The sequence below is a fragment of the Mesorhizobium sp. B3-1-8 genome, assembly GCF_006439495.1.
Taxonomy (GTDB): domain Bacteria; phylum Pseudomonadota; class Alphaproteobacteria; order Rhizobiales; family Rhizobiaceae; genus Mesorhizobium.
This window is the reverse complement of the sequence record NZ_VFTK01000017.1, coordinates 1-20855: the sequence shown is the minus strand read 5'-3', so window position 1 is coordinate 20855 and position 20855 is coordinate 1. Positions and strand designations below refer to the sequence as shown.

Here is a 20855-nt window from a genome sequence, read left to right as displayed (position 1 = left end):
TCTCTTTCGGAGACCTTGCCCCCATGTCCCCCCAAACAACGTCCTTCAAATCGCTCGAAGACCTTCGCGCCGCTTGCCTCGATCTTCCCGCCGGCAGCGACGCGGCCGCCGGCGCCGTTGCCCGCCGCCAGGACACGCTGACCAAGCCGCCGGGCAGCCTCGGCCGGCTGGAAACCATCGCCGCCTGGCTCGGCCGCTGGCAGCGCCGCGACATGCCCAAACTCGATGCTGTGAAAGTCTTCGTCTTCGCCGGCAATCACGGCGTCACCGCGCAAGGCGTCTCTGCCTATCCTTCGGAAGTCACGGTGCAAATGGTTGCGAATTTCGCCGGCGATGGTGCGGCCATCAACCAGCTTGCCCGCATTGCCGGCGCCAAGCTGGACGTCATCCCGCTCGATCTCGAGCATCCGACCGGCGACTTCACGCAGATTCCGGCGATGGACGAGCAGACGTTCCTCGCCGCCGTCTCGGCCGGCTATGACGCCGTGACCAAGGACCTCGATCTCGTCTGTTTCGGCGAGATGGGCATCGGCAACACGACGCCGGCGGCGGCGATCTCCACCGCCCTCTTCGGCGGCGGCGCCGAGAAATGGACGGGTCGCGGCACCGGCGTCGACGACGCCGGCCTGCAGCGCAAGGTCGTGGCCATCGAGGCTGGCCTCAAGCGCCATGCCGATTCGCTCTCCGACCCGCTGAAGATCGCTGCCGCCCTTGGCGGGCGCGAGTTGGCGGCGATCTTCGGCGCCACGCTCGCCGCGCGCAAGAACAACGTGCCGGTGCTGCTCGACGGCTTTGTGTGCACTGCCGCGGTCGCGCCATTGGCAAGGCTGCACCCGACCGGCCTCGCCCACACCGTCGCCGCCCACGTCTCGGCCGAAGCCGGCCACCGCCGCCTGCTCGAAGCGCTGGGCCTGCCGCCGCTGCTCGATCTCGGCATGCGGCTCGGCGAAGGCTCCGGCGCCTGTCTTGCCGTCAACATCGTCCGTTCCGCTTTGGAATGCCATGCGAAGATGGCGAGCTTCGCCGAGGCCGGCGTTTCGGAGAAGTAGACGACACCCCCGGATTGCGTGCGATGCACCCGAAGCGCCGGTGAAGCATTGTTTCTTCCGATCGCTGACGGCCTACCGGTCAGAGCGATCCCAGCAAAAGTGTGAGCGGAACTGCTCCAGCTAAGCCGGAGAGATAGGGCGTTTCGCCGTTTCCGTGAAACGGTGAAACGCCCCAGTCCGTCTTCGAGGCGATCGCGGGCAGGTTCACTGCGAGGCGGCGAACCCGCATTGCTTCTGTTCCATCTCGATCTGCTTCGTGATGCGGATGGCGTTCTGCGCATAGGCCTCCGTCACGGAGCCGCTGTTCACGGTCTTGTCCTTCAACGGACTCACCGCGGCGCAGAGATGGAAAACATGCGGTTCGGAGGACTTCGCGGCTCCGTTTTCCGGTGCGATCCAGTACACGACATCCTGACCGGCAGGGTGACTCGCGTCCTTCGTCGCCGCCGTCACCGCAGAGGTGTCCGTGGCGATCTCCTGAGCCTGGGCGGCGACTTCGGGCGAACAGGCCGTGGTCGGCTGTCCCGCCCTGATCTGGGCCGCGCAGGTGTTCATGTCCTGGGTGTACTGCTCGACCGACGGGGGCTTGAAGCTGACGCCCATTACAGTCGCAAGCACGGCCAGCGCGGCACCTACTCCGCCGGCTACCTTCTTGGTCTGCGGATCCATGTTCTTGTCGGTGAGGATAAGGAAGATCAACGGGAGGAAGGCAATCAGCGTGATGATCGCGCCGAGCTGGTTTTGGAAGAAGAACCTGGCCGTGTCGGATGCCCGGGCCGGGTCGTGCCGGTTGGCTGCCTTCCACAGCAAGTTACCGGCGATTGCGAAAATCGCGATTCCGACCAGAATGCCGATCAACAGCGGCAGATTCCCTTGGTCGAACTTGCGCTGGTAAAACAAGACGATCCCGGCAATCTCGCCGCCAATGGCGATAATCCACGAGAGCGCGGCGAAAAGGCGGAGGCGCGTCGCGGCGGACTTTTGGCCCTGCGTTGCTTGCCAATCCTTGGTGACGTCTGCGCCCGGCTTGTTGTCGGTCATGACCAGTTCCCCTGAAATCGACACTTTGCAGGGCGGCTTCAATCGAAAGGCCAACTCGCCCGGCGCAGCATCATTGAACGAACGTCTCGTCGTCTGCCTTCGCGACGCAGCGAAAAATGTGAGCGCCGCGACAGGCCACGTCCCCATCCATATTGCGCACGAGCGGAAGCGTCCATACCCACGGCGCAGACTCCAGTGTGGCGGTGCCTTTGCTCTTCTTTATCTCCGGCTCGAGCCTGACGCTGCCTTCGCCGGCGATTTTGCGGGAGCGGCCGTGATCACAGGACTGGCCGAAGCAACCCCACCCATGCCTCCGAGCAGCGACCAGCTAAGACCCGGAAAAGAGGAGTTTTCCGCAGGCGTAAAATACTAGCAAAAACAAGAGACTAGATGGTGGGTGTGCACAGGATCGAACTGTGGACCCGCTGATTAAGAGTCAGCTGCTCTACCAACTGAGCTACACACCCACACCGCTGGAAAACCAGCGTCGGCGGCGCATATAGCCGCCGCTTTCGGTGATGTCTAGCCCTGCCGGATCATTTCCCGACAAATCGACATGGCATGAACCCGAAAAGTGGATTCCGGTTTTCGGAAAAGATCATACCAGCTCAAAAAAGGCCGCAGGCGTCAGACGAACAGCTTGCCTTCAGCCATCTTGATCGCATGGCCGCCGATGCGCGCGGAGGCCAGTTTCCCGCCATCGACATTGAGCTCGAGGCGGATGCGCGACGGCCGGCCCATTTCCAGCCCCTGCTCGATCCAGAGCTGCGAGATGCCGTCGGTCGGGGCGTCGAAATGCATGATGGCGCCGGCAAAGGCCGCCGCGGCCGAACCCGTGGCCGGATCCTCGTAGGAAGGCGTGCCGGGCACGATCATGCGCACATGGAAGGCGCTGTCGTGATGGACCCGCTCGCGGCAGTAGACATAGGGGCTGGCGAAGGCCCAGTCGCTCTTGCGCGGCGCAAGTTCCGACCACGCCTGGTTATCGAGCCTGATCTTGGCTGCCGCTTCAAGGTCCGCGACCGGAATGGTCACGTAAGGCACGCCGGCAGACCAGAAGGCGACGCGGTGATTCTCAAAGCCGATCTCGTGCGGAGCAAGGCCGAGCGCAGCGCCGATTGCTTCCGGGTCGGCCTTGAGCTCCAGCGGTTCCGGCAGTTTCGCCAGGTCGAACTCGGCGAAGGTCGAGCCGTCATGCTTGCTCACCGCGCAGCGCACCGGTCCGATATTCTCCTCCAGCACGAAGATGCCGGCCGCTTCCCCGGCCAGTTCCGCCAGCGCGATCGCCGAGCCGACCGTCGGATGCCCGGCGAAAGGCATTTCGTAGTCGGGCGTGAAGATGCGGATACGGTTGCGGTGCTTTGGATTGTCGGCAGGCAGCACGAACACCGTCTCGGAAAGATTGAATTCGCGCGCGATCGCCTGCATGCCGGCAGTGTCGAGCCCATCGCTGTCGAGCACCACGGCAAGCGGATTTCCGACCAGCCTTTCGGTGGTAAACACATCGTAAAGCAAGTAATTGCGCGCCATGGAGAAAACCTTTCACCTCGCCTCGAATTTCTGCCTCAATCCCAACATGAGGGAAATTTAATTTGAAATTCGAACCTTAAGGCCTGATCTGTGCACGGATAGGGACATCGATTTTCAGCATAGGGGTCCGGGGTGGACCAGATTGTCAATCCGCCAAACGCGGAATCCGGTACTTCCATAGAGGCCGCGCTCGGGCTCGACCGCAAGGGCGTAAGCCGCAAGCGACGCCGCTTCTGGCTCTACGCGCTGCTGGCGATGGCGATCGTCGCGGCCGGCATTGCCCTCTATCGATGGTATGCCGCCGCACCCCCCAGGATTGAATACACCGCCGTGCCTGCGGCGATCGCCGACCTCACCGTCGAGGTATCGGCCACCGGCACCCTGCAGCCGCTGACCCAGGTCGACATCTCCAGCGAGCTTTCCGGCATCGTCCGCTCGGTCGCGGCCGATGAAAACCAGCAGGTCAAGAAGGGCGACGTGCTGGCGACGCTCGACACCGCCAAGCTGGAGGTCCAGATCGAGCGCGCCACTGCCTCCGCCAAGGCTGCGGCCGCCGCCGTCGAGGACGCCAAGGTCACCTTGCGGGAGAACGAGAACGCGGTGGTGCGCGCAAGCGCGCTGACCAAGCGCGGCATGGCGACGGACCAGTCGCTCGAGGCGGCGACCGCGACGCGCGATCGTTCCAAGGCGGCGCTCGACAGCGCCGAAGCCAATCTCGCCATTGCCCAGGCCGACCTCAAGGCGCAGCAGACCGATCTCGCCAAGAGCACCATCTATGCGCCGATCGACGGCATCGTGCTGACGCGCTCGGTCGATCCCGGCCAGACGGTCGCGTCCTCGCTGCAGGCGCCGGTGCTCTTCGTCATCGCCGCCGACCTTCGCAACATGGAATTGCAGGCCGCGGTCGACGAGGCCGATATCGGCCAGGTTAAGCCCGGCCAGCATGCCCGTTTTACCGTCGACGCTTTCCCGGACCGGCCCTTCGATGCCGAGATCCGCGATATCTCCTACGCCTCGGTCACCACCGACGGCGTCGTGACCTACAATGCGCGCCTCGAAGTCGACAATGGCGAGCTTCTCTTGCGGCCCGGCATGACGGCCACGGTATCGGTCGTGACCCGGCAGGCCAAGGGCGTGCTTACCGTCCCCTCGACCGCCTTCCGCTATCGTCCGCTGCAACAGCAGGCCCGCGGCTGGAGCTTCAGCGACCTGTTCACCGGCCGCATGGGCCGTCCCAACCGGCAGCGCGAAGCAACGAAAGCACCGACCGACGGGTCGCGCACGCTTTACGTGCTGGAGAACGGCCGGCCGCACCCCGTCAACGTCAAGATCGGCTCGAGCGACGGCGAGTTGACCGAGATCACGTCCGGCCTCGACGAGGGCGCGCAAGTCATCACCGGCGTGCAGCAGCGGAGCTGACGACATGTCGGCTCCCCTGCTCATCACTTTCGACAAGGTCTGGAAAAGCTATGGCGAGGGCGAAGCCCGCGTGCATGCGCTGGCCGGCGTCGATCTCGCCATCCGCAGAGGTGAATTCGTCGCCATCATGGGCCCCTCCGGCTCGGGCAAATCGACGGCGATGAACATCATCGGCTGCCTCGACACGCCGACGGCCGGAACTTACTCCTTCATGGGCGTCGACGCGGGCCGCCTCGACCGCAACCGTCGCGCGCTTTTGCGCAACCTCTATGTCGGCTTCGTCTTCCAGGGCTACAATCTGCTGCCGCGCACGACCGCCGCGGAAAATGTCGAGCTGCCGCTGATCTATCGCGGCGTCGCCGCGCGCGAGCGCCGCGACCTTGCAATGCAGGCGCTGGCCGAGGTCGGGCTTGTCGGGCGCGAGCACCACACCCCGGCCGAGCTTTCGGGCGGCCAGCAGCAGCGCGTGGCGATCGCCCGCGCCATCGTCACCAGGCCGACGCTGCTCGTCGCCGACGAGCCCACCGGCAATCTCGACACCGCGCGCACGCACGAGATCATGGAGTTGCTGACCAGGCTCAACGCCGAGCTCGGGCTCTCGATCGTCATGGTCACGCATGAGGCCGACGTCGCGGACTATGCCGGCCGCACCATCCGCTTCCTCGACGGCCATGTCGCCTCCGATACCTTGAAAGCGGAGGAAGCGGCATGATCTGGGAGACCGTCCGCCTCTCGCTGCGCTCGATCCGCCGCAACGTATTGCGCTCGTTCCTGACGCTGCTTGGTATCGTCATCGGCGTCGCGGCCGTCATCGCCATGCTCACCATTGGCTCCGGCACCACCGAGAAGGTCAAGGCCGACATTTCCAAGCTTGGCAGCAACCTTCTCGTCGTTCGCGCCGGCCGGCCCGCGGGACCAGGCGGACCGGGAGGTCTCGACCAGGCGGTGCGGCCGCTGGCCGAAAAGGATGTCATCGCGCTCGTTGCGCATCTGAGCGGCGCGCGCGCGATTTCGCCTGCTTCGCAAAAGCAGGTCCGCGTCATCTTCGGCACCGAAAGCTTGACCTCGGGCGTCACCGGCACCGACAGCGCCTATCTCGACGCCCGCGACTGGAAACTGGTGTCGGGACGGCCGTTCAGCGATTCCGAGACGCGCGCCGGCGCCGGCGTTTGCCTGATCGGCGAAACCGTGCGCCAGCAATTCTTCGGCGCCGGCGATCCGGAGGGCGAGATCATCCGCGTCAACCGCACCTCCTGCAAGATCATCGGCCTGCTCGAGCCCAAGGGCTATACCGGCTTCGGCCAGGACCAGGACAATGTCGTGCTGATGCCGCTGCACGCCTATCAGCGGCGCATCGCCGGCAACCGCGACGACATCGACAACATCTATATCGCCGCCGACGACCGCACGCCGACCACCGAGCTGCAGCCGCGCGTCGAGGACATCTTGCGCGACACGCGCCGCATCACGCCGGACCGCGATTCCGATTTCGCCATCCGCGACATGACCCAGATCGCCGATGCGATGACCAGCGCCACCACCACCATGACCGGCATGCTGGGCGCCGTCGCCGGCGTCAGCCTGCTGGTCGGCGGCATCGGCATCATGAACATCATGCTGGTCTCGGTCACCGAACGCACGCGCGAGATCGGCATCAGGCTGGCGATCGGCGCGCATGAGAAGCACATCCTCATCCAGTTCCTGGTCGAGGCGACGGTGCTGTCGCTCTTTGGCGGCATCATCGGCATCCTGATCGGGCTGTCGCTGGCCGGCCTCGCCTCGATGGCGTTGACGATACCTTTCGCGCCGAGCCCCGCCGTCATCCTGCTCGCCGTCGGCTTTTCGGCGCTGATCGGCATGGTGTTCGGCTTCTTCCCGGCGCTGCGCGGCGCCCGCCTCGATCCGATCGACGCGCTGCGGCACGAATAGCCAGATCACAGCGACTGCTGACGTCCGGACGTCCAGCGTGGTTAGTCGTGGCCGGCGAAATGCCACTCGATCAGCGGCTTCATATGCGGCATCAACCCGTCGGGCAGATCGCCGGCGTGGCGGATGATCACCGGCCCCTCGATCTCCGGGTCCGTCTCGGTGGCGACGAAGGCCGTAATGCGCCGTGCCAGCTCGTCGGCGGGCTCGGCGACCCGGTAACGGCGAAAGATCACCGTGCCGCTCGGCGTCGAGAGCGCGTGATAGTGCCGTCCACGCTCGGCCTCCGACAGGTCGAGCCCGGTCTCTTCCCGCACCTCGCGGATCATGTTGAAGTCGACATCGACCAGCCCGTCGCGGAAATCGATCGGCTCGAAGGAGCCGGCGGCGAAATAGACGCGGCCGGCATTGACGGTGTGCGGCCCCATGCGGATCGCCACCAGCGCGTTGTCGCCGGCGACCAGCATGGCATGCGCATAGGCATGCTCGGCGCCGGAAATTTCGCGCCGCTTGCGCCACAGCAGGAAGGTCGAGTAGTTGACCGCATGGCAGCGGCCGACGAGGCGCCCGCCTCGGTAAGCAAGTTCGGAAAGCAGCACCACGGTGCCGTCGAACAGCGCCGGATTGGCCGCTGTTTCCTGCCGCCAGTTCTCGGCGATCGCCGCCGCATTACTCAGCGCGAAGGGATGCGGGCCGGTATCGAGACGGACGTCGACCGCATCGACGGGCAAGATGACATTGCGCGGCAGGTCGAAACTCAAGACGGTCACGCCATGTCCAGTGTGATCGCCACCGGGCAGTGGTCCGACGCTTTCGGCCTGTCCCAGCCGGCGCGCGGGAAACGCTCGACCTCCTGTCCCGGCGGAAAGATGGTGCGCCAGGGCTGGCCGTTGCGGATGATGTCGGGAACGGCGGTGGCGTTCTTCGCGGCAAGCGCCTTCGACAGCAGGATATAATCGAGCTGGCAGAGATGCCGCTCCTCCGGGCCGCGCGTGTGGTAGAAGCTCCAGCGGTCCATCTCCGGCCGCCGTTCGACGACGTTCTCGCAAAAGCCGCCGGCGGTAAGCACGTCGATCGAGGACCGGGCTTCGTCGACAACCTCGAAACGGTAGCCATCGATGGCATCGCCGTCGACCTTCACGCGTTGCCGGTAGTCGTTCAGGTCGCCGCAGACCACCCAGCGCTTGTCGGCGGCATGGTCCTTGCCGAAACGCTCCTCGATGATACGGCGCACCGCCTGCGCCTCGGCGATGCGCAGCGGCATCGACGCCTCGCGGCCGTCCAGCCCGTTGCGCGGCGGGCCCATCGATTTGAAATGCACGAGATAGAGCGTCAACGGCGCGCCGCCGACCCGCAGGTCGATCTCCAGGCAGTCGCGGCGAAAGATACGCTCATTGGCGAGATAGCCGAGCCCGGCGAGCTCCGGCGTGAACAGCCCGAACTGCTCGAAAGTGACATAGGCGTGGCTGGTCATGCGCGAGAATTCGATCGGCTGCCCCTGCGCGGTTTCGTTGCGCATCATCACGGCGACATCGATGCCGCGCGTATCGTTGCCGGCGGCGGTGTATTTCTGCCGGTACCCCCGCCCGACCATCTTGAACAGATAGCGGTATTCGAAGGCCTTCAGCGCCTCGATATTGTCGACCTCCTGCATGCAGATGACGTCCGCGCGGGTGGCCGCGATGGCGAGCGCCGTCAACTGGCGGGTGTCGTCGGACTGGGCGATCGCGCGGGCCTGCTCGAGGATGCGGTATTCGGCCTCGCTCCTGATGTCGAAGAGCGCCAGCGTGCGGTCTTCATTGAGCTGGTTGCGGTAGCCCGAGAAATCGAACCTGTTCATCAGGTTCTCGACATTGAAGGTGGCGAGGCGCAGCGACATGGCCGCGACCTTTGCCTGCAAGCGAGGGCGAAAACAAGGGCCAGGCCGATACTCGTCATGGTTGATGGAACCTTTCCGTTCATCCTCCGTTCAGACGGAAAGTTCCAACAATAGGCCTTTCCCCGGGGTGTGCTGGGCGTGGGGCCTTTACTCCTTGGAGAGTGAAATGAAACCGCTTTTTTCTTCCCTGAGATCCGGGCTTCTGGTCCTGGGCCTCGTTACCGGCGTGACGGCGCCATCGGTCGCCGGGCCGATCCTACAACCCGATCTTGGCGTCGCGACGAATACCGCCGCGCCGAAGATCATTCCGGTCCGGGACAGCTGGGCCGGCGGCAACAACAACAGGGGCGGCTTCCAGGATTGGCGTTGGCGTAATCGCGGCGGCGACTTCAGGTGGCGCGGCGGCAATCGACACTTCTCGCGCAACTGGGACGGCGGCAGGTGGAATGGCGATGGCGATTGGCGCTGGCGGCACCACCACCGCCGGCATTTCCGAGGCGGCGACGCGGCGATCCTGGGGCTGGGCCTCGGCCTGGGCTTGGGCAGCATGGCCTACGGCAACTACTACGATCCCTACTATTACGATCCCTATCCGCGTTACGCTCAGCCGCGGCGCATCTACCGGACCGGGCGGCTGTCCAGCGCGCATGTCCGCTGGTGCTACGACCGCTACCGGTCCTATCGGGCCTGGGACAATACGTTCCGGCCCAACTACGGTCCGCGCCGGCAGTGCATCTCGCCCTATATCTGAGCTCGTCGGCAGGAATGATGAAACGGCGCCCATCGCGGGCGCCGTTTTATTTTGCCGCAACCTGTGGCTACGACGGGCGATAACGCTAAATTCATTGGCGGCTTCTATCCATTCATGCCGATCTCCCCCAACACGACGACTCGCAGGACCAGGTTGCAGGACGTGCCCGCCATGGCCGAAAACGAACACAGAAACCAACACAGGCACCGCGTGCTGAAAGGCGCGGCGATCCTCACTGGCATCAACAATTCCGAGGTGAGATGCACGGTGCGCAACATGCATGCGAACGGCGCCGAGCTGAAAGTGCCCATCGATGCGCGCGTGCCGGACGAATTCCTGCTTTATGTGCCGGTCAACGGCATCGGCTACAAGGCAGTGGTGCGCTGGCGCCGCGAGGATCGCATCGGCGTCGAGTTCACCGACACCGAGCCCAAGCCGCACTGGCACTACCGCTAGGCGCTTGACTGATTCATCCTTGCTTCTTTAGCCGATAAACCTAGCGGCCGCTGTCCTTGCAGAAACTTTCTGCAACCGATTATGCTAAAAGACCTGGGGAAGCTCATTGTAGCAAACATGCCCTAACGCTCCAAGCAGAGATTCCGGCTGAGGAACTCAGAATTGAATAAAGACCTTTGTACACAGGCATATTCAGACATCTTGGATTTTTCCGCTCGACTTGCGGCATATTCGACGTCCTCATTTCCTGAAGTCATAGGTCATGGTCACTACGAATCGAGAGCCAAGCAATTGGCAATTCGCGATTTGATACTGCTATGCATCTCGGTTAGGCGCCTTGCGGAGCTAACGAAACAGCATACTCTTTTGAAGAACAAGAGCGTACCGGGATTTAATTCATTCGAGAAAGATGGCCTTCTCGAAATCAAAGATTCAGAAAAATCTTTCAACGCTTGGGAAATAGTTGGAAACATAATACACGCAAAAACAATCGACGTTATCAACAGCGACGCCGAGTTCTCAATTTATTTTAGAGGACATCCAAGTGATATATTAGATCACTACAATTTAATGTCATCAAGGAAATCGATAAATGGAATAATTATAATAGTTTCAGATCGCGGATACGTTAAGTATTTTGAAATATATAAGTTCGTTAAGATAATTGTCGATTTTACGGATCAGATGGACGACTTTTTGGCAGAAAATAAGATTTTTGTCGGCCAGCTCTATGAATGGTAAGGAGGGCGGCGGTCAAAAAGCCGCCCTCTCTGGTAATTCCTAATTCTTAGCCTTGTCGACCAGCTTGTTCTTGGAAATCCACGGCATCATCGCGCGCAGTTTGGCGCCGACTTCCTCGATCTGGTGGCTGTCGTTGTTGCGGCGGATGCCCTTGAAGCGCGACATGCCCGCGCGGTATTCCTGCATCCATTCCGAGGTGAACTTGCCGGTCTGGATGTCCTTCAGCACGCGCTTCATCTCGGCCTTGGTCTCGGCGGTGATGATGCGCGGACCCGAGACATATTCACCCCATTCGGCGGTGTTCGAGATCGAGTAGTTCATGTTGGCGATGCCGCCTTCATAGATCAGGTCGACGATCAGCTTCACCTCGTGCAGGCACTCGAAATAGGCCATTTCCGGCGCGTAGCCGGCTTCCACCAGCGTCTCGAAACCGGCACGGATCAGTTCGACCAGACCGCCGCACAGCACGACCTGCTCGCCGAACAGGTCGGTCTCGCATTCCTCGCGGAAATTGGTCTCGATGATGCCCGAACGGCCGCCGCCGACGCCGCAGGCGTAGGAGAGCGCGAGATCGAGCGCGTTGCCCGAAGCGTCCTGGTTGACGGCGACAAGGCACGGCACGCCGCCGCCCTTCTGGTATTCGCCGCGCACGGTGTGGCCCGGGCCCTTCGGCGCGATCATGACGACGTCGACCGAGGCCTTCGGCTCGATCAGGCCGAAATGCACGTTGAGGCCGTGCGCGAAGGCGATCGCCGCACCGTCGCGGATGTTCGGAGCGATCTCCGATTTGTAGATGTCGGCCTGCAATTCATCGGGCGTCGCCATCATCATCAGGTCGGCCCATTTGGCGGCGTCCGCCACGCTCATCACCTTGAGCCCGTCGGCCTCGACCTTCTTGGCGGTCGCCGAGCCGGCCTTGAGACCGATGGCGATTTCCTTGACGCCGGAATCCTTGAGGTTGAGCGCATGCGCCCGGCCCTGGCTGCCATAGCCGATAATGGCGACCTTCTTGCCCTTGATCAGATTGAGATCGGCGTCACGATCGTAATAGACACGCATTTGGTGTTCCTTCCCGTTTTGAAGATCAGAGGGCCAGTGACCCGGTTTTTGCTCCGAAGAGAGCGAGAAACTGTTGCGTCGCGCGCGCGGCATCGCCGCCGATCGTCGCCCCAGTCAATTCCACCCGGTCGCCGAGCAGCAGACGTATCTGCACGTCGCGGCCGACCAGACCGAAAAAGGTTCTGAACGCCGTCTCGGCGTCCTCGAAATCGAGCAGCCCGGCCTGCAGACCGGCTTCAAGCACCGGCTTCAGGCGCTTGGCAAGAGCGAAGCGGCCATTCTGCAGCACGATCGCGCCGAGATCATCCTTGCCGGAACCGGCATGGCTGACTGCCACACGGTTCAGCGCGATCGAAGTGTCGCTGGAGATAACCTTCAGCCAATCTGAAGCGAAGCGCTCCAGGCTCGCCGTGAGCGAACCGATATCCAGTCTCTCACGGTCGACGGCCGCGACACGCACCTTGGACGCCTGCCATTGCACCGTGGCGTTGAGCAGTCCATCGCGATCGCCGAACCATTTGTAGAGCGTTTCCTTGGAACAGCTTGCCCGCCGCGCCACCGCCGTCATGGTCAGGTTGTCGCCCTCTTCGACCAAAAGGCGAAGTGCCGCCTCCAGAACGGCCTGCTGGCGCTCGGTGAGCGCTTCGCTGTTGTCGATATCCTGCACGCTGTGCAACACGTTTGCCCTCGAATACGTCGACAAGACCGATGCGTACCGTACGTTACGGTTCGGCTTCTATGCCGTATTGCCCGAAGTCATGCAAGCCCTATTTTCCATTTCCTTGCCGGAGGGATAAGATGCTGGTCGGCCTGCTCGCCCTGGCCGTAGCCGCCGCCTTCACCGGCGCCGCTGTCTATGTCAGCGTCGCGGAGCAGCCGGCACGGCTTGGCCTCGATGACCAGGCGCTGCTGCGCGAATGGCAGCCCTCTTATAAGCGCGGGGCCGCCATGCAAGCCTCAATTGCCATGGTCGCCTGCATTCTCGGCCTGATCGCCTGGTGGCTGACCGGCGCGTCAGCCTATCTTGCCGGTGCGCTGTTCATCATTCTGCCTTGGCCATGGACGCTGCTGGTGATGATGCCGACGAACCGGATGCTGGAGGCGATGGATGTCGAGGCCCCCAATTCTCAGGCGAGGTCATTGATCGTCAGGTGGGGCAAGATGCATCTGGTCCGTGTCGCGCTGGGCGCGCTGGCGACGATCGCATTTCTATGGGCCTTGCGCCTGCCGTGAAAGCTCGTCAGCTCATGGATTTCAGTCCGCGACCGGCGGATCGCGCAGCCGCCCGAGCAACCCGGCAAGCATCCCTAGCTCCTTGGCGGAAAGCCTGTCGCCCATCAGTTCCGCGATCGAAGCGCCATAGACGGTCCAGATGCGGCGGCGCATGTCGCGACCGCTTGGCGTGATGCGCACGGTCTGACCCCGGCCGTCGTCTGAGACGGGCAGCTTTTCGACCAGACCATCCGCCTCGAGCCGGGCCAGCAGCCTTGAAACGCCGTACTGCGCCAACAGCACGCGATCCATCAGCTCGAACGGCCTGAGCCCCCCCTCGCCCGCTTCGGCAAGCTCGTGCAGCACGTCGTACCAGGCGAGCGGCGGCAGCCCGCCGGCTTTCAGTGCACCCTCGGTCCTTTCGACCAGTTGGCGCGAGACGCGCATGAGGCGCGCCCAGGCGATGACGGCTTCGGGTGATGGTGATGTTTTCGTCATCGGGCCAGCCTAAGCGATAGATGCAATTGCATCAAGCTTGACGATCGATGCAAACGCATCCATATAGATGCAAATGCATTTATATGGAGAGAACCGATGAGACATGAAATCTGCAAGATCGCCGACATTCCGCAAAACGGCAGCCTGATTTCGCCTTTCTTCGGCCGCGAGGTCCATGTCTGGCGCAGCGGCGAGCGCATCCGCGCCGCGGCCAATATCTGCCTGCATTTCGGCGGACCGCTGGACTGCAAGGACGGCGCTTTCGTCTGCCAGTGGCATGGCGCGAAATTCGACATGGAAAACGGCGAGCGCCTGAAAGGCCCGGCGCCGAAGGGCTCGCGCCTGATGTTCCTATCGACCCGCGTCGAGGATGGCGCGCTGAACTATGTCTGGGGAGAGTGAGATGACCGCAAGGCTCACCCTCGTCAGCCATCACTTGTGCCCCTACGTCCAGCGCGCGGCGATTGCGCTTGCCGAAAAAGGCGTGCCGTTCGAGCGGATCGATGTCGACCTCTCCAACAAACCCGACTGGTTCAAGGCGATCTCGCCGCTTGGCAAGGTGCCGCTGCTGCGCGTCCGGCACGGCAATGCGCAGGATGTGATTTTCGAATCCGCCGTCATCCTCGAACTCCTCGAGGAGACAGAGGCCAATCCCTTGCATCCGGCCGATCCGCTGGCGCGGGCCAGGCATCGCGCCTGGATCGAATTCGGCTCGGCCATCCTCAACGCCATAGGCCGTTTCTATTCAGCTGCCGACGAAGCTGCTTTCCTCGATGAAAGCAGAGGCTTGTCCGGGATGTTTGCACGTCTGGAAGCAGAACTGTCGGCAAGGCCAAGCGGTCCGTGGTTCGCCGGCGAGCGCTTTTCTCTGGTCGATGCCGTCTACGGGCCGATCTTCCGTTATTTCGACACGTTCGACCGCATCGTCTATTTCGGCATTCTTGACGGCAAGCCGCTCGTCCAGGCCTGGCGCGAGGCCTTGAGCGAACGCCGGTCGGTGACCGAAGCCGTCGGTCCGGACTATCCGCGGCGGCTGCACGCCTTCCTTCTGGCAAAGCAATCTTATCTGTCTGGGATCATCCAGCGGCAGGCCACTGCAACTCCGCAAGCCCGATCCGCCTGAACGGGTCGATCACCGTACCGGCGACCATGGCGGCGAGGAATTGCGGTCCCGGCGGAATCCTCGCCAGCGCCGCCACCATGCGGTCGCGGACAAAGGGCAAGGCCGCGGAATCCGATTGGTAGAACGGCGTCAGCGACAGCGACAGCGCCTGGAATACGCGCACGTGCCAACGGCGCGCGCTCGCATAGGCCTCCAGCGCGCCGTCGATGCCGTTCGTCCGCGCCAGCCCATGGCTGAGCGCGGCGGCGTCGAGCAGCGCCATGTTCGCGCCTTGCCCGAGTTGCGGGCTGGTCGAATGCGCGGCGTCGCCGATGACGGCAAGCCGTCGGCCGGCCGGCAGCGTCATCGTGTGGTGGCCATAGCGGGCGAGCGAGAACTGCTCGAAACTGTCGATCTGACTGGTGAAAGCCTCGCACTCGGGCCATACCGAAACCACCCTCGCCTTCCAGGCGTCGAGCCCCTTCGCCTTCACCTGTTCGGCGTCGGCCGGCTTGAGGCTCCAGAAGAACGCCGCCATGTCTTCCGCGCCGGGCTCCGGCCGGCCGATCGGCAGCACGCCGACCATGACGCTTGCCTTGTCGTAGCGCTGCAGCAGCGCGCGTTCGTCGAAGCCGTCGCGCCAGCCGAGCGACGCCCAGAATGCCCCATAGGTGAGCGGCCGCGGCATCGCGGCATCGCCAAGATAGTGCCGCAGCTTCGAGCGCGCGCCGCTGGCATCGACGATGAGGTCGAATGGGCCGAGCCGCCTGCCGTTACCGCAGACGAGCGTCGCGCGCTCGGCCGCCTCCAGCGTCCCGACCTCGACATTGGTTTCGATGGTGATCGCTTCGCGCAAGGCAGCGCGGTAGAGCACGCCGAACAGCGCCGCCCGGTGCACCGCGAGGCCGAAGCGGCGGCCGCGCCGCGCGTCGTAGCGGACTTCGAGCACGGTGCGGCCGCTGCCGGCGTCGGTGCCGTGCAGCCGCTCGATCCGGCTGCCAAGCGAAAGAATCTCGGCGAGCAGGCCGAGATCGGCGAGCACGGTCAACCCGGTCGGCTGCAGGATGAGGCCGGAGCCGAGGGGCTTCGGCGCGTCGAAACGCTCGAAAATGGTGACCTTGTGCCCTGCCCGGTTGAGATAGAGCCCTGCCGCCAGTCCGGCCGGCCCGGCGCCGGCAATCGCTATGTCGTAAGATCTGCTCATCGCCCGCCCAAGCCAAGCCGGCGCGACAATCTCCCACCGGTATCGTCAAATCAAGCTGGCGCTTTGACGCCCATCAAGTTTGGGCATCGAAAGCTGCGCGGGCCGCGCGCACGGCGTCATGGTTGAGCTCGGCCCACTGGATCAGCATCTGCAGGGGTGCGAACATCGAGCGCCCAAGATCGGTCAAGCTGTATTCCACGCTCGGCGGCTTGGTCGGAAACACTTCGCGATGAACATAGCCATCGCGCTGCAGGTCGTGGAGCGTTTGTGTCAGCATGCGCTGTGAGATGTCGGGAACCAGCCGTCGCAATTCGCCAAACCGATAGGGCTTCTCGGCCAGCGCCATCACCAGCAGCGAGCTCCATTTGCCATTGATGCCCTGGATCACGTCGCGGACCGGACAGTCGGCGAAATTGGCGCCGTTCGTCATGGCCTTATAGATCTCGAGCTTGGCTTTGAGATTGAAGATCTTGCTGTCCATCGCGACATCCACTGATCGAAATTTCGACCGGCCGGGGTGGTTCCCTCGCCGTGCCTACCTCCCGAAAAACTGCCTTCTTTACGGCTTGAGGTCAATTCCTATTTTAGTGCTGCTCTCTTTTTGAGACTACCTCAGCACCCGCCAATCGGCGCAATTCAGGAACCTCCCATGACCGAAACACTCCTCGTCACCGGTGCCTCCGGCCAGCTTGGCCGCGCCGTCATCGATCACTTGCTGGAAGCGCAGAAAATTGCGCCGGAAAGCATCATCGCCGCCACGCGCAATCCCGAAAACCTCGCGGATCTCGCGGCGCGCGGCGTTACCGTCAGGGCCGCCGATTTCAATGACAAGGCCTCGCTCGAGAAGGCATTCAGCGGCGCCGACAAGGTGCTGATAATCTCGACCGGCGACCTTGACCTCAAAACCGGCCGGCGCCTGAAGCAGCATGAGACCGCGGTCACGGCGGCCAAGGCGGCAGGCGTTTCGCATCTGCTCTACACCTCGATGCCCAATCCGGAGCCCGGCTCGCCAGTGCTGTTCGCCGGCGACCACTACGGCACCGAGCAGGCGATCAAGGCGAGCGGCATCCCCTACACCATCTTCCGCAACGGCTGGTACCAGGAGAACCTGTTCATGTCGCTTCCGCATGCCATTTCGTCGGGCAAGTGGTACACGTCGGCCGCCGACGGACGCATCGCCCACGGCGCGCGCGACGACATGGCGGCCGCCATTGCCGCCGGCCTCGCTTCCGGCACGAAAGAGAGCAGGATCTACACGCTGACCGGTCCGCAGGCCCATACCGTGGGCGAGATCGCCGCTCTGGTGAGCGAAGTCACCGGCAAGCCGCTGGAAGTCATCCAACTGCCGGACGAGGCGCTGACCGAAGGGGTGAAAGCGGCCGGCGTTCCCGAAGATTTCGCCCGCATCATCGTCTCCTTCGACGCCAACACCCGCGCCAGCCGCATTGCAGAGGTGACCGATGCCGTCGAAAAACTATCTGGCCGCAAGCCGCGGACGCTGAAGCAGTTCCTCGAGACGAACAAGGCTGCCCTGCTCGGCTGAAGTCTGGCGCGCCTGGGGAAGCCGTCCCCCGGCGCGCCTCACTTCGTTTTCTTGAGCAATCCGAGCCGGATCAGGCTCTCGCTGGTCGCCACAAGCGCGTCTTCGCGTGATCGCGGCGTCCAGCCGAGCAGGTGCACGGCCTTGGCGCTCGTGGCGTTTCTCGGCTTGCCCAGTTCCGTCACGATCTGGGCCGCTTGCCCATCGAACAGGCCGACGATCCGGACCAGCCAGTCCGGCAGCTCCCTCGTCGTAATACGCGATCCTGCGTTGCCAAGCCGCGCCTTCAGCGTCCGCGCGAGCTCGAGCATCGTCATGAAGTCGCCGCTGATGGCCAGGAACCGCTCGCCCCTGGCGGCGGGGTTGGTCATGGCGCGCAGATGCAGGTCGGCGACGTCGCGCACGTCGACCACGCCGAACGCCATGCGCGGCAAGCCGGGCATCTCGCCATCCATCAAACGCCTGATGAAGTCCGTAGAGGTCGAATGATCCGGCCCCAGGACCGGCCCGAAGATGCCGACCGGATTGACGACCGCCAATTCCAAGGCGCCGCTTTCGCGATCGATGAAATCCCAGGCCGCACGCTCGGCCAGCGTCTTCGATTTCACGTAGGCGCTCACCTTCTGCGACAGATCGGTCCAGTTCTCTTCCGTGAACGGACGGCCGGGAACCGGTACCTGGCCATAGCCGATGGCGGCAAAGGACGAGGTGAGCACGACCCGTTCGACGCCGGCATCGTGGGCGGCGCGCAGCACGCGCAACGCCCCTTCCCTGGCCGGAACGATCAGGTCGTCCTCGTGTTTCGGCACGCCGGGCGGAAAGGGCGAAGCGACGTGCAGGACATATCGGCATCCGGCAACCGCTTCGGGCCAGCCCTTGTCGCTCATGAGATCGGCATAAGCGAAGGAAAGCGCGTCGCCCGGCTCGGCGCCGCCGACCTTCAGCATGGCAAGAACATCGGCTTCGCGCTTGGCCGAGCGCACCGTCGTGCGCACGCGGTAGCCGGCGTTCAAAAGCGACAGGATGCAATGAGCGCCAAGGAAGCCGGACCCGCCGGTCACAAGCACCAACCCGTCGCTCATGCCCCCGCCTCTTTCGAAAGCAACCGCGTCTTCCATCCGCAATTGCGGGACGTCAGCCTATGCGGCGCAGTCTGTCAGATCGCGACCTGCGTGCCAATCTCCACCACGCGCCCGGTGGGAATCTGGAAATACTCCGTCGCGTCCGCCGCCGTTTTCGCCAGGCCGATGAACAGCCGGTCCTGCCAGATCGGCATGCCGGAATTGGGCGACGCCTTCAGCGAGCGCCGCGACAGGAAGAACGACGTCGTCATGATGTCGAACTTCCAGCCCTGCTTGCGGCAGATCGCCAGCGCGCGCGGGATGTTCGGCTGCTCCATGTAACCGAAGGTCAAGGTCACGCGCATGAACAGCTCGTTGACCGTCTCCAGCTTCACGCGCTCGCTGTCGGGCACCACCGGTTGCGGCGCCGTCACCACCGACAGGATGACATTCTTTTCATGCAGCACCTTGTAGTGCTTGAGGCTGTGCATCAGCGCGGTCGGCGCGCTCAGCGGATCGCTGGTCAGGAACACCGCGGTGCCGGACACCAGTTGCGGTTTCTTCTTCAGAAGGTTCCCCGCCAGAAAATCGAGCGGGATCTCGTTGCGGCGCGTCTTGTCGAACAGATAGCGGCTGCCGCGCACCCAGGTCCACATGCCAAGGATGATGGCGAAGGCGACCGCGAGCGACGCCCAGCCGCCCTCGAACACCTTGACGATGTTGGAGGCGAAGAAGCCGATATCGATCAGGGCAAACACCGCGGTGAGTGCTATGGCCGGCCAGATGTTCCATTTCCAGATGCGCGTCATGACGATGAACAGCAGCGTCGTCGTCACCAGCATGTTGCCGGTCACCGAGATGCCATAGGCCGAGGCGAGCTTGCTGGATTCGCCGAAGCCGACCACGAGCATCATGACGACGAGCGCGATCAGCATGTTGACGCGCGGCATGTAGACCTGGCCGGACTGCTTTTCCGACGTATGCAGGATTTCCAGCCGCGGCAGCATGTTGAGCTGCACGGCCTGCCGGGTGAGCGAATAGGCGCCGGAGATCACCGCCTGGCTGGCGATGACCGTCGCCGCCGCCGCCAGCACCACCATCGGGATCAGCGCCCAGCCCTCGTTCATCTCGAAGAACGGATGGCCGACCGTGCCGCCCTTGGCAAGCACGAAGGCGCCCTGCCCGGCATAGTTCAAAAGCAGGCAGGGGAACACGATCGCCAGCCACGCCAGCACGATCGGCTTGCGGCCGAAATGGCCGAGGTCCGCGTAGAGCGCCTCGGCGCCGGTGACCGCCAGGAAGACGGCGCCGACCGTGACGAAAGACACATCCGGTGAATTGATGAAGAAGGCCACGATGTAATGCGGGCTTATGGCCCACAGGATTTCCGGGTCGTCGATGATGTGATTGAGACCGGACAGGCCGATCGCGAGAAACCAGACGGCGGTAACCGGGCCGAACACCAGGCCCACGCCGCCGGTGCCGAAGCGTTGCACAGCAAACAGCATCGCAAGGATCAAAAGGGTCAGCGGCACGACATAGGGCTGGAAGGCAGGTGTGACGACATTCATGCCCTCGACCGCCGACAGCACCGAGATGGCGGGCGTGATAACCGCGTCGCCGAAGAACAGCGATGCGCCCACGATACCGATGCCCAGCACGATCGCCGAGCGTGTCGGGAAGGTACCGCGCGCCAGCGCCATCAATGACAGCACGCCGCCCTCGCCGCGGTTGTCGGCGCGCAACACGAACATGATGTACTTGATCGTCACTGTAATCGTGAGCGACCAGATGATCAGCGACAGCACGCCCAGAATGTCGGCGCGGTTGGCGACGTCGCCGCCCGAGGAAGCATGCAACGCTTCGCGAAACGCGTAGATCGGGCTGGTGCCGATGTCGCCATAGACCACGCCGAGCGCGCCCAGCATCAGCACCTTGGTGCTGTGCTGCTCTATTTCGGGATGGCTCGATTGGTCGACGGGTTCTGCCTCAGCACCATTGGCAAGGGCCATGGACGACACTCCGATAAAACGCGCGGTGCTCTACGCTTGCTGCGGTGCAATATCAAGTGCCCCGACGTAAGGGCTCCCATGCCGCCGACGCAGGGCTTTCAATATACGGTACGCGCGGGCTTCTTCATCCGGCGTAGATCGAGGCTGTCAAATCGCTACCTGCGTGCCGATCTCCACCACGCGCCCCGTCGGAATCTGGAAATACTCGGTCGCATCCGCGGCCGAGCGCGCCAGGCTTATGAACAGCCGGTCCTGCCAGACCGGCATGCCGGAATTGGGCGACGCCTTCAGTGAGCGACGCGACAGGAAGAACGACGTCGTCATGATGTCGAACTTCCAGCCCTGCTTGCGGCAGATCGCCAGCGCGCGCGGGAT

At 63.4% G+C, this 20855-nt stretch carries 22 protein-coding genes, 1 tRNA gene and 1 pseudogene; 11 read left to right on the top strand and 13 right to left on the bottom strand.

The window, feature by feature from the left end:
- Positions 1–23: 23 nt before the first annotated feature.
- Positions 24–1049, top strand: a complete 1026-nt coding sequence (cobT, locus tag FJ424_RS17045; RefSeq protein ID WP_140655247.1) for a nicotinate-nucleotide--dimethylbenzimidazole phosphoribosyltransferase — start codon at positions 24–26, stop codon at positions 1047–1049.
- Between the two features lie 204 nt (positions 1050–1253).
- Here cobT and FJ424_RS17040 read toward each other — a convergent pair whose 3' ends face one another.
- The 3 genes from FJ424_RS17040 to FJ424_RS17030 all read right to left on the bottom strand — a co-directional run bounded on the left by FJ424_RS17040 (position 1254) and on the right by FJ424_RS17030 (position 3620).
- A complete protein-coding gene (locus FJ424_RS17040; protein WP_140655244.1) occupies positions 1254–2090 on the bottom strand; it encodes a hypothetical protein in 837 nt (278 codons plus the stop codon).
- Between the two features lie 391 nt (positions 2091–2481).
- A tRNA-Lys gene (locus FJ424_RS17035) sits at positions 2482–2557 on the bottom strand.
- 160 nt (positions 2558–2717) lie between these two features.
- Positions 2718–3620 (bottom strand): PhzF family phenazine biosynthesis protein, encoded by a 903-nt coding sequence (locus FJ424_RS17030; RefSeq protein WP_140655242.1) that lies wholly within the window; start codon positions 3618–3620, stop codon positions 2718–2720.
- Between the two features lie 132 nt (positions 3621–3752).
- Here FJ424_RS17030 and FJ424_RS17025 point away from each other — a divergent pair, with 132 nt between their 5' ends.
- From FJ424_RS17025 to FJ424_RS17015, 3 genes are read left to right on the top strand one after another with little or no spacing between them, the layout of a single operon-like run.
- Positions 3753–5039: an efflux RND transporter periplasmic adaptor subunit gene (locus FJ424_RS17025; protein ID WP_140655239.1), complete on the top strand. Its 1287-nt coding sequence runs from the start codon at positions 3753–3755 to the stop codon at positions 5037–5039.
- A 4-nt stretch (positions 5040–5043) separates the two neighbouring features.
- On the top strand, positions 5044–5751 hold the full coding sequence (locus FJ424_RS17020) for an ABC transporter ATP-binding protein (RefSeq protein WP_140655236.1): 708 nt from the start codon (positions 5044–5046) through the stop codon (positions 5749–5751).
- Complete coding sequence (locus FJ424_RS17015; protein WP_140655232.1) at positions 5748–6968, top strand: ABC transporter permease; 1221 nt, start codon at positions 5748–5750, stop codon at positions 6966–6968. The genes FJ424_RS17020 and FJ424_RS17015 overlap by 4 nt, the downstream gene beginning before the upstream one ends.
- 41 nt (positions 6969–7009) lie before the next feature.
- On the opposite strand, the gene FJ424_RS17010 is transcribed toward FJ424_RS17015, so the two are convergent.
- Together FJ424_RS17010 and FJ424_RS17005 are read right to left on the bottom strand one after the other, a co-directional pair.
- Positions 7010–7726 carry a hypothetical protein gene (locus FJ424_RS17010; RefSeq protein WP_140655291.1) on the bottom strand — a complete coding sequence of 239 codons (717 nt, stop codon included), beginning with the start codon at positions 7724–7726 and terminating at the stop codon, positions 7010–7012.
- A gap of 5 nt (positions 7727–7731) precedes the next feature.
- Entirely contained in the window at positions 7732–8844 is a 1113-nt protein-coding gene (locus tag FJ424_RS17005) for an endonuclease/exonuclease/phosphatase family protein (RefSeq protein ID WP_140655229.1), read from the bottom strand.
- 166 nt (positions 8845–9010) lie between these two features.
- On the opposite strand from FJ424_RS17005, the gene FJ424_RS17000 reads away from it, so the two are divergent.
- The 3 genes from FJ424_RS17000 (at position 9011) to FJ424_RS16990 (ending at position 10792) form a co-directional block, all read left to right on the top strand.
- Positions 9011–9595, top strand: a complete 585-nt coding sequence (locus tag FJ424_RS17000) for a BA14K family protein (protein ID WP_140655225.1) — start codon at positions 9011–9013, stop codon at positions 9593–9595.
- 171 nt (positions 9596–9766) lie between these two features.
- Entirely contained in the window at positions 9767–10051 is a 285-nt protein-coding gene (locus tag FJ424_RS16995; protein ID WP_140655222.1) for a PilZ domain-containing protein, read from the top strand.
- 162 nt (positions 10052–10213) lie between these two features.
- Positions 10214–10792, top strand: a complete 579-nt coding sequence (locus tag FJ424_RS16990) for a hypothetical protein (RefSeq protein WP_140655220.1) — start codon at positions 10214–10216, stop codon at positions 10790–10792.
- Between the two features lie 39 nt (positions 10793–10831).
- Here FJ424_RS16990 and ilvC read toward each other — a convergent pair whose 3' ends face one another.
- Both ilvC and FJ424_RS16980 read right to left on the bottom strand, forming a co-directional pair.
- On the bottom strand, positions 10832–11851 hold the full coding sequence (gene ilvC, locus FJ424_RS16985) for a ketol-acid reductoisomerase (protein WP_140644260.1): 1020 nt from the start codon (positions 11849–11851) through the stop codon (positions 10832–10834).
- 25 nt (positions 11852–11876) lie between these two features.
- Positions 11877–12530, bottom strand: coding sequence for a TetR/AcrR family transcriptional regulator (locus FJ424_RS16980; RefSeq protein WP_140655217.1), 654 nt, complete (start codon positions 12528–12530; stop codon positions 11877–11879).
- 122 nt (positions 12531–12652) lie between these two features.
- Between FJ424_RS16980 and FJ424_RS16975 the strand changes: the two genes are divergently transcribed.
- Positions 12653–13084, top strand: a complete 432-nt coding sequence (locus FJ424_RS16975; RefSeq protein WP_181182084.1) for a DUF1772 domain-containing protein — start codon at positions 12653–12655, stop codon at positions 13082–13084.
- Positions 13085–13105: 21 nt separating this feature from the next.
- Here the strand turns inward: FJ424_RS16975 and FJ424_RS16970 are convergent, their stop codons facing one another.
- Positions 13106–13561: a MarR family winged helix-turn-helix transcriptional regulator gene (locus FJ424_RS16970; protein WP_140655211.1), complete on the bottom strand. Its 456-nt coding sequence runs from the start codon at positions 13559–13561 to the stop codon at positions 13106–13108.
- A gap of 96 nt (positions 13562–13657) precedes the next feature.
- Between FJ424_RS16970 and FJ424_RS16965 the strand changes: the two genes are divergently transcribed.
- Both FJ424_RS16965 and FJ424_RS16960 read left to right on the top strand, forming a co-directional pair.
- Positions 13658–13963 carry a Rieske (2Fe-2S) protein gene (locus FJ424_RS16965; protein WP_140655208.1) on the top strand — a complete coding sequence of 102 codons (306 nt, stop codon included), beginning with the start codon at positions 13658–13660 and terminating at the stop codon, positions 13961–13963.
- Between the two features lies 1 nt (position 13964).
- Complete coding sequence (locus tag FJ424_RS16960; protein ID WP_181182082.1) at positions 13965–14684, top strand: glutathione S-transferase family protein; 720 nt, start codon at positions 13965–13967, stop codon at positions 14682–14684.
- Here the strand turns inward: FJ424_RS16960 and FJ424_RS16955 are convergent.
- On the bottom strand, positions 14638–15867 hold the full coding sequence (locus tag FJ424_RS16955) for an NAD(P)/FAD-dependent oxidoreductase (RefSeq protein ID WP_140655202.1): 1230 nt from the start codon (positions 15865–15867) through the stop codon (positions 14638–14640). The two genes, FJ424_RS16960 and FJ424_RS16955, sit on opposite strands and share 47 nt — an antisense overlap.
- Before the next feature lie 73 nt (positions 15868–15940).
- Complete coding sequence (locus tag FJ424_RS16950; protein WP_140655198.1) at positions 15941–16348, bottom strand: helix-turn-helix domain-containing protein; 408 nt, start codon at positions 16346–16348, stop codon at positions 15941–15943.
- Positions 16349–16516: 168 nt separating this feature from the next.
- Between FJ424_RS16950 and FJ424_RS16945 the strand changes: the two genes are divergently transcribed.
- Positions 16517–17410, top strand: coding sequence for an SDR family oxidoreductase (locus FJ424_RS16945; protein ID WP_140655195.1), 894 nt, complete (start codon positions 16517–16519; stop codon positions 17408–17410).
- Positions 17411–17448: 38 nt separating this feature from the next.
- On the opposite strand, the gene FJ424_RS16940 is transcribed toward FJ424_RS16945, so the two are convergent.
- The 3 genes and pseudogenes from FJ424_RS16940 to trkD form a co-directional block, all read right to left on the bottom strand.
- Positions 17449–18489, bottom strand: coding sequence for an aldehyde reductase (locus FJ424_RS16940; RefSeq protein WP_140655192.1), 1041 nt, complete (start codon positions 18487–18489; stop codon positions 17449–17451).
- A gap of 74 nt (positions 18490–18563) precedes the next feature.
- Positions 18564–20480: a potassium transporter Kup gene (locus tag FJ424_RS16935; RefSeq protein ID WP_140644240.1), complete on the bottom strand. Its 1917-nt coding sequence runs from the start codon at positions 20478–20480 to the stop codon at positions 18564–18566.
- Positions 20481–20627: 147 nt separating this feature from the next.
- A pseudogene (gene trkD, locus FJ424_RS16930) lies at positions 20628–20855 on the bottom strand (potassium transporter Kup); the annotation flags it as partial.

Coding starts and splice junctions, on each gene's coding strand:
- FJ424_RS16945 (WP_140655195.1), top strand. CDS start 16,517: ATGACCGAAACACTCCTCGTCACCGGTGCCTCCGGCCAGCTTGGCCGC.
- cobT (WP_140655247.1), top strand. CDS start 24: ATGTCCCCCCAAACAACGTCCTTCAAATCGCTCGAAGACCTTCGCGCC.
- FJ424_RS17005 (WP_140655229.1), bottom strand. CDS start 8,844: ATGTCGCTGCGCCTCGCCACCTTCAATGTCGAGAACCTGATGAACAGG.
- ilvC (WP_140644260.1), bottom strand. CDS start 11,851: ATGCGTGTCTATTACGATCGTGACGCCGATCTCAATCTGATCAAGGGC.
- FJ424_RS16960 (WP_181182082.1), top strand. CDS start 13,965: ATGACCGCAAGGCTCACCCTCGTCAGCCATCACTTGTGCCCCTACGTC.
- FJ424_RS17015 (WP_140655232.1), top strand. CDS start 5,748: ATGATCTGGGAGACCGTCCGCCTCTCGCTGCGCTCGATCCGCCGCAAC.
- FJ424_RS17030 (WP_140655242.1), bottom strand. CDS start 3,620: ATGGCGCGCAATTACTTGCTTTACGATGTGTTTACCACCGAAAGGCTG.
- FJ424_RS16995 (WP_140655222.1), top strand. CDS start 9,767: ATGGCCGAAAACGAACACAGAAACCAACACAGGCACCGCGTGCTGAAA.
- FJ424_RS16955 (WP_140655202.1), bottom strand. CDS start 15,867: ATGAGCAGATCTTACGACATAGCGATTGCCGGCGCCGGGCCGGCCGGA.
- FJ424_RS16935 (WP_140644240.1), bottom strand. CDS start 20,480: ATGGCCCTTGCCAATGGTGCTGAGGCAGAACCCGTCGACCAATCGAGC.
- FJ424_RS17000 (WP_140655225.1), top strand. CDS start 9,011: ATGAAACCGCTTTTTTCTTCCCTGAGATCCGGGCTTCTGGTCCTGGGC.
- FJ424_RS16970 (WP_140655211.1), bottom strand. CDS start 13,561: ATGACGAAAACATCACCATCACCCGAAGCCGTCATCGCCTGGGCGCGC.
- FJ424_RS16950 (WP_140655198.1), bottom strand. CDS start 16,348: ATGGACAGCAAGATCTTCAATCTCAAAGCCAAGCTCGAGATCTATAAG.
- FJ424_RS17020 (WP_140655236.1), top strand. CDS start 5,044: ATGTCGGCTCCCCTGCTCATCACTTTCGACAAGGTCTGGAAAAGCTAT.
- FJ424_RS17040 (WP_140655244.1), bottom strand. CDS start 2,090: ATGACCGACAACAAGCCGGGCGCAGACGTCACCAAGGATTGGCAAGCA.
- FJ424_RS16940 (WP_140655192.1), bottom strand. CDS start 18,489: ATGAGCGACGGGTTGGTGCTTGTGACCGGCGGGTCCGGCTTCCTTGGC.
- FJ424_RS16965 (WP_140655208.1), top strand. CDS start 13,658: ATGAGACATGAAATCTGCAAGATCGCCGACATTCCGCAAAACGGCAGC.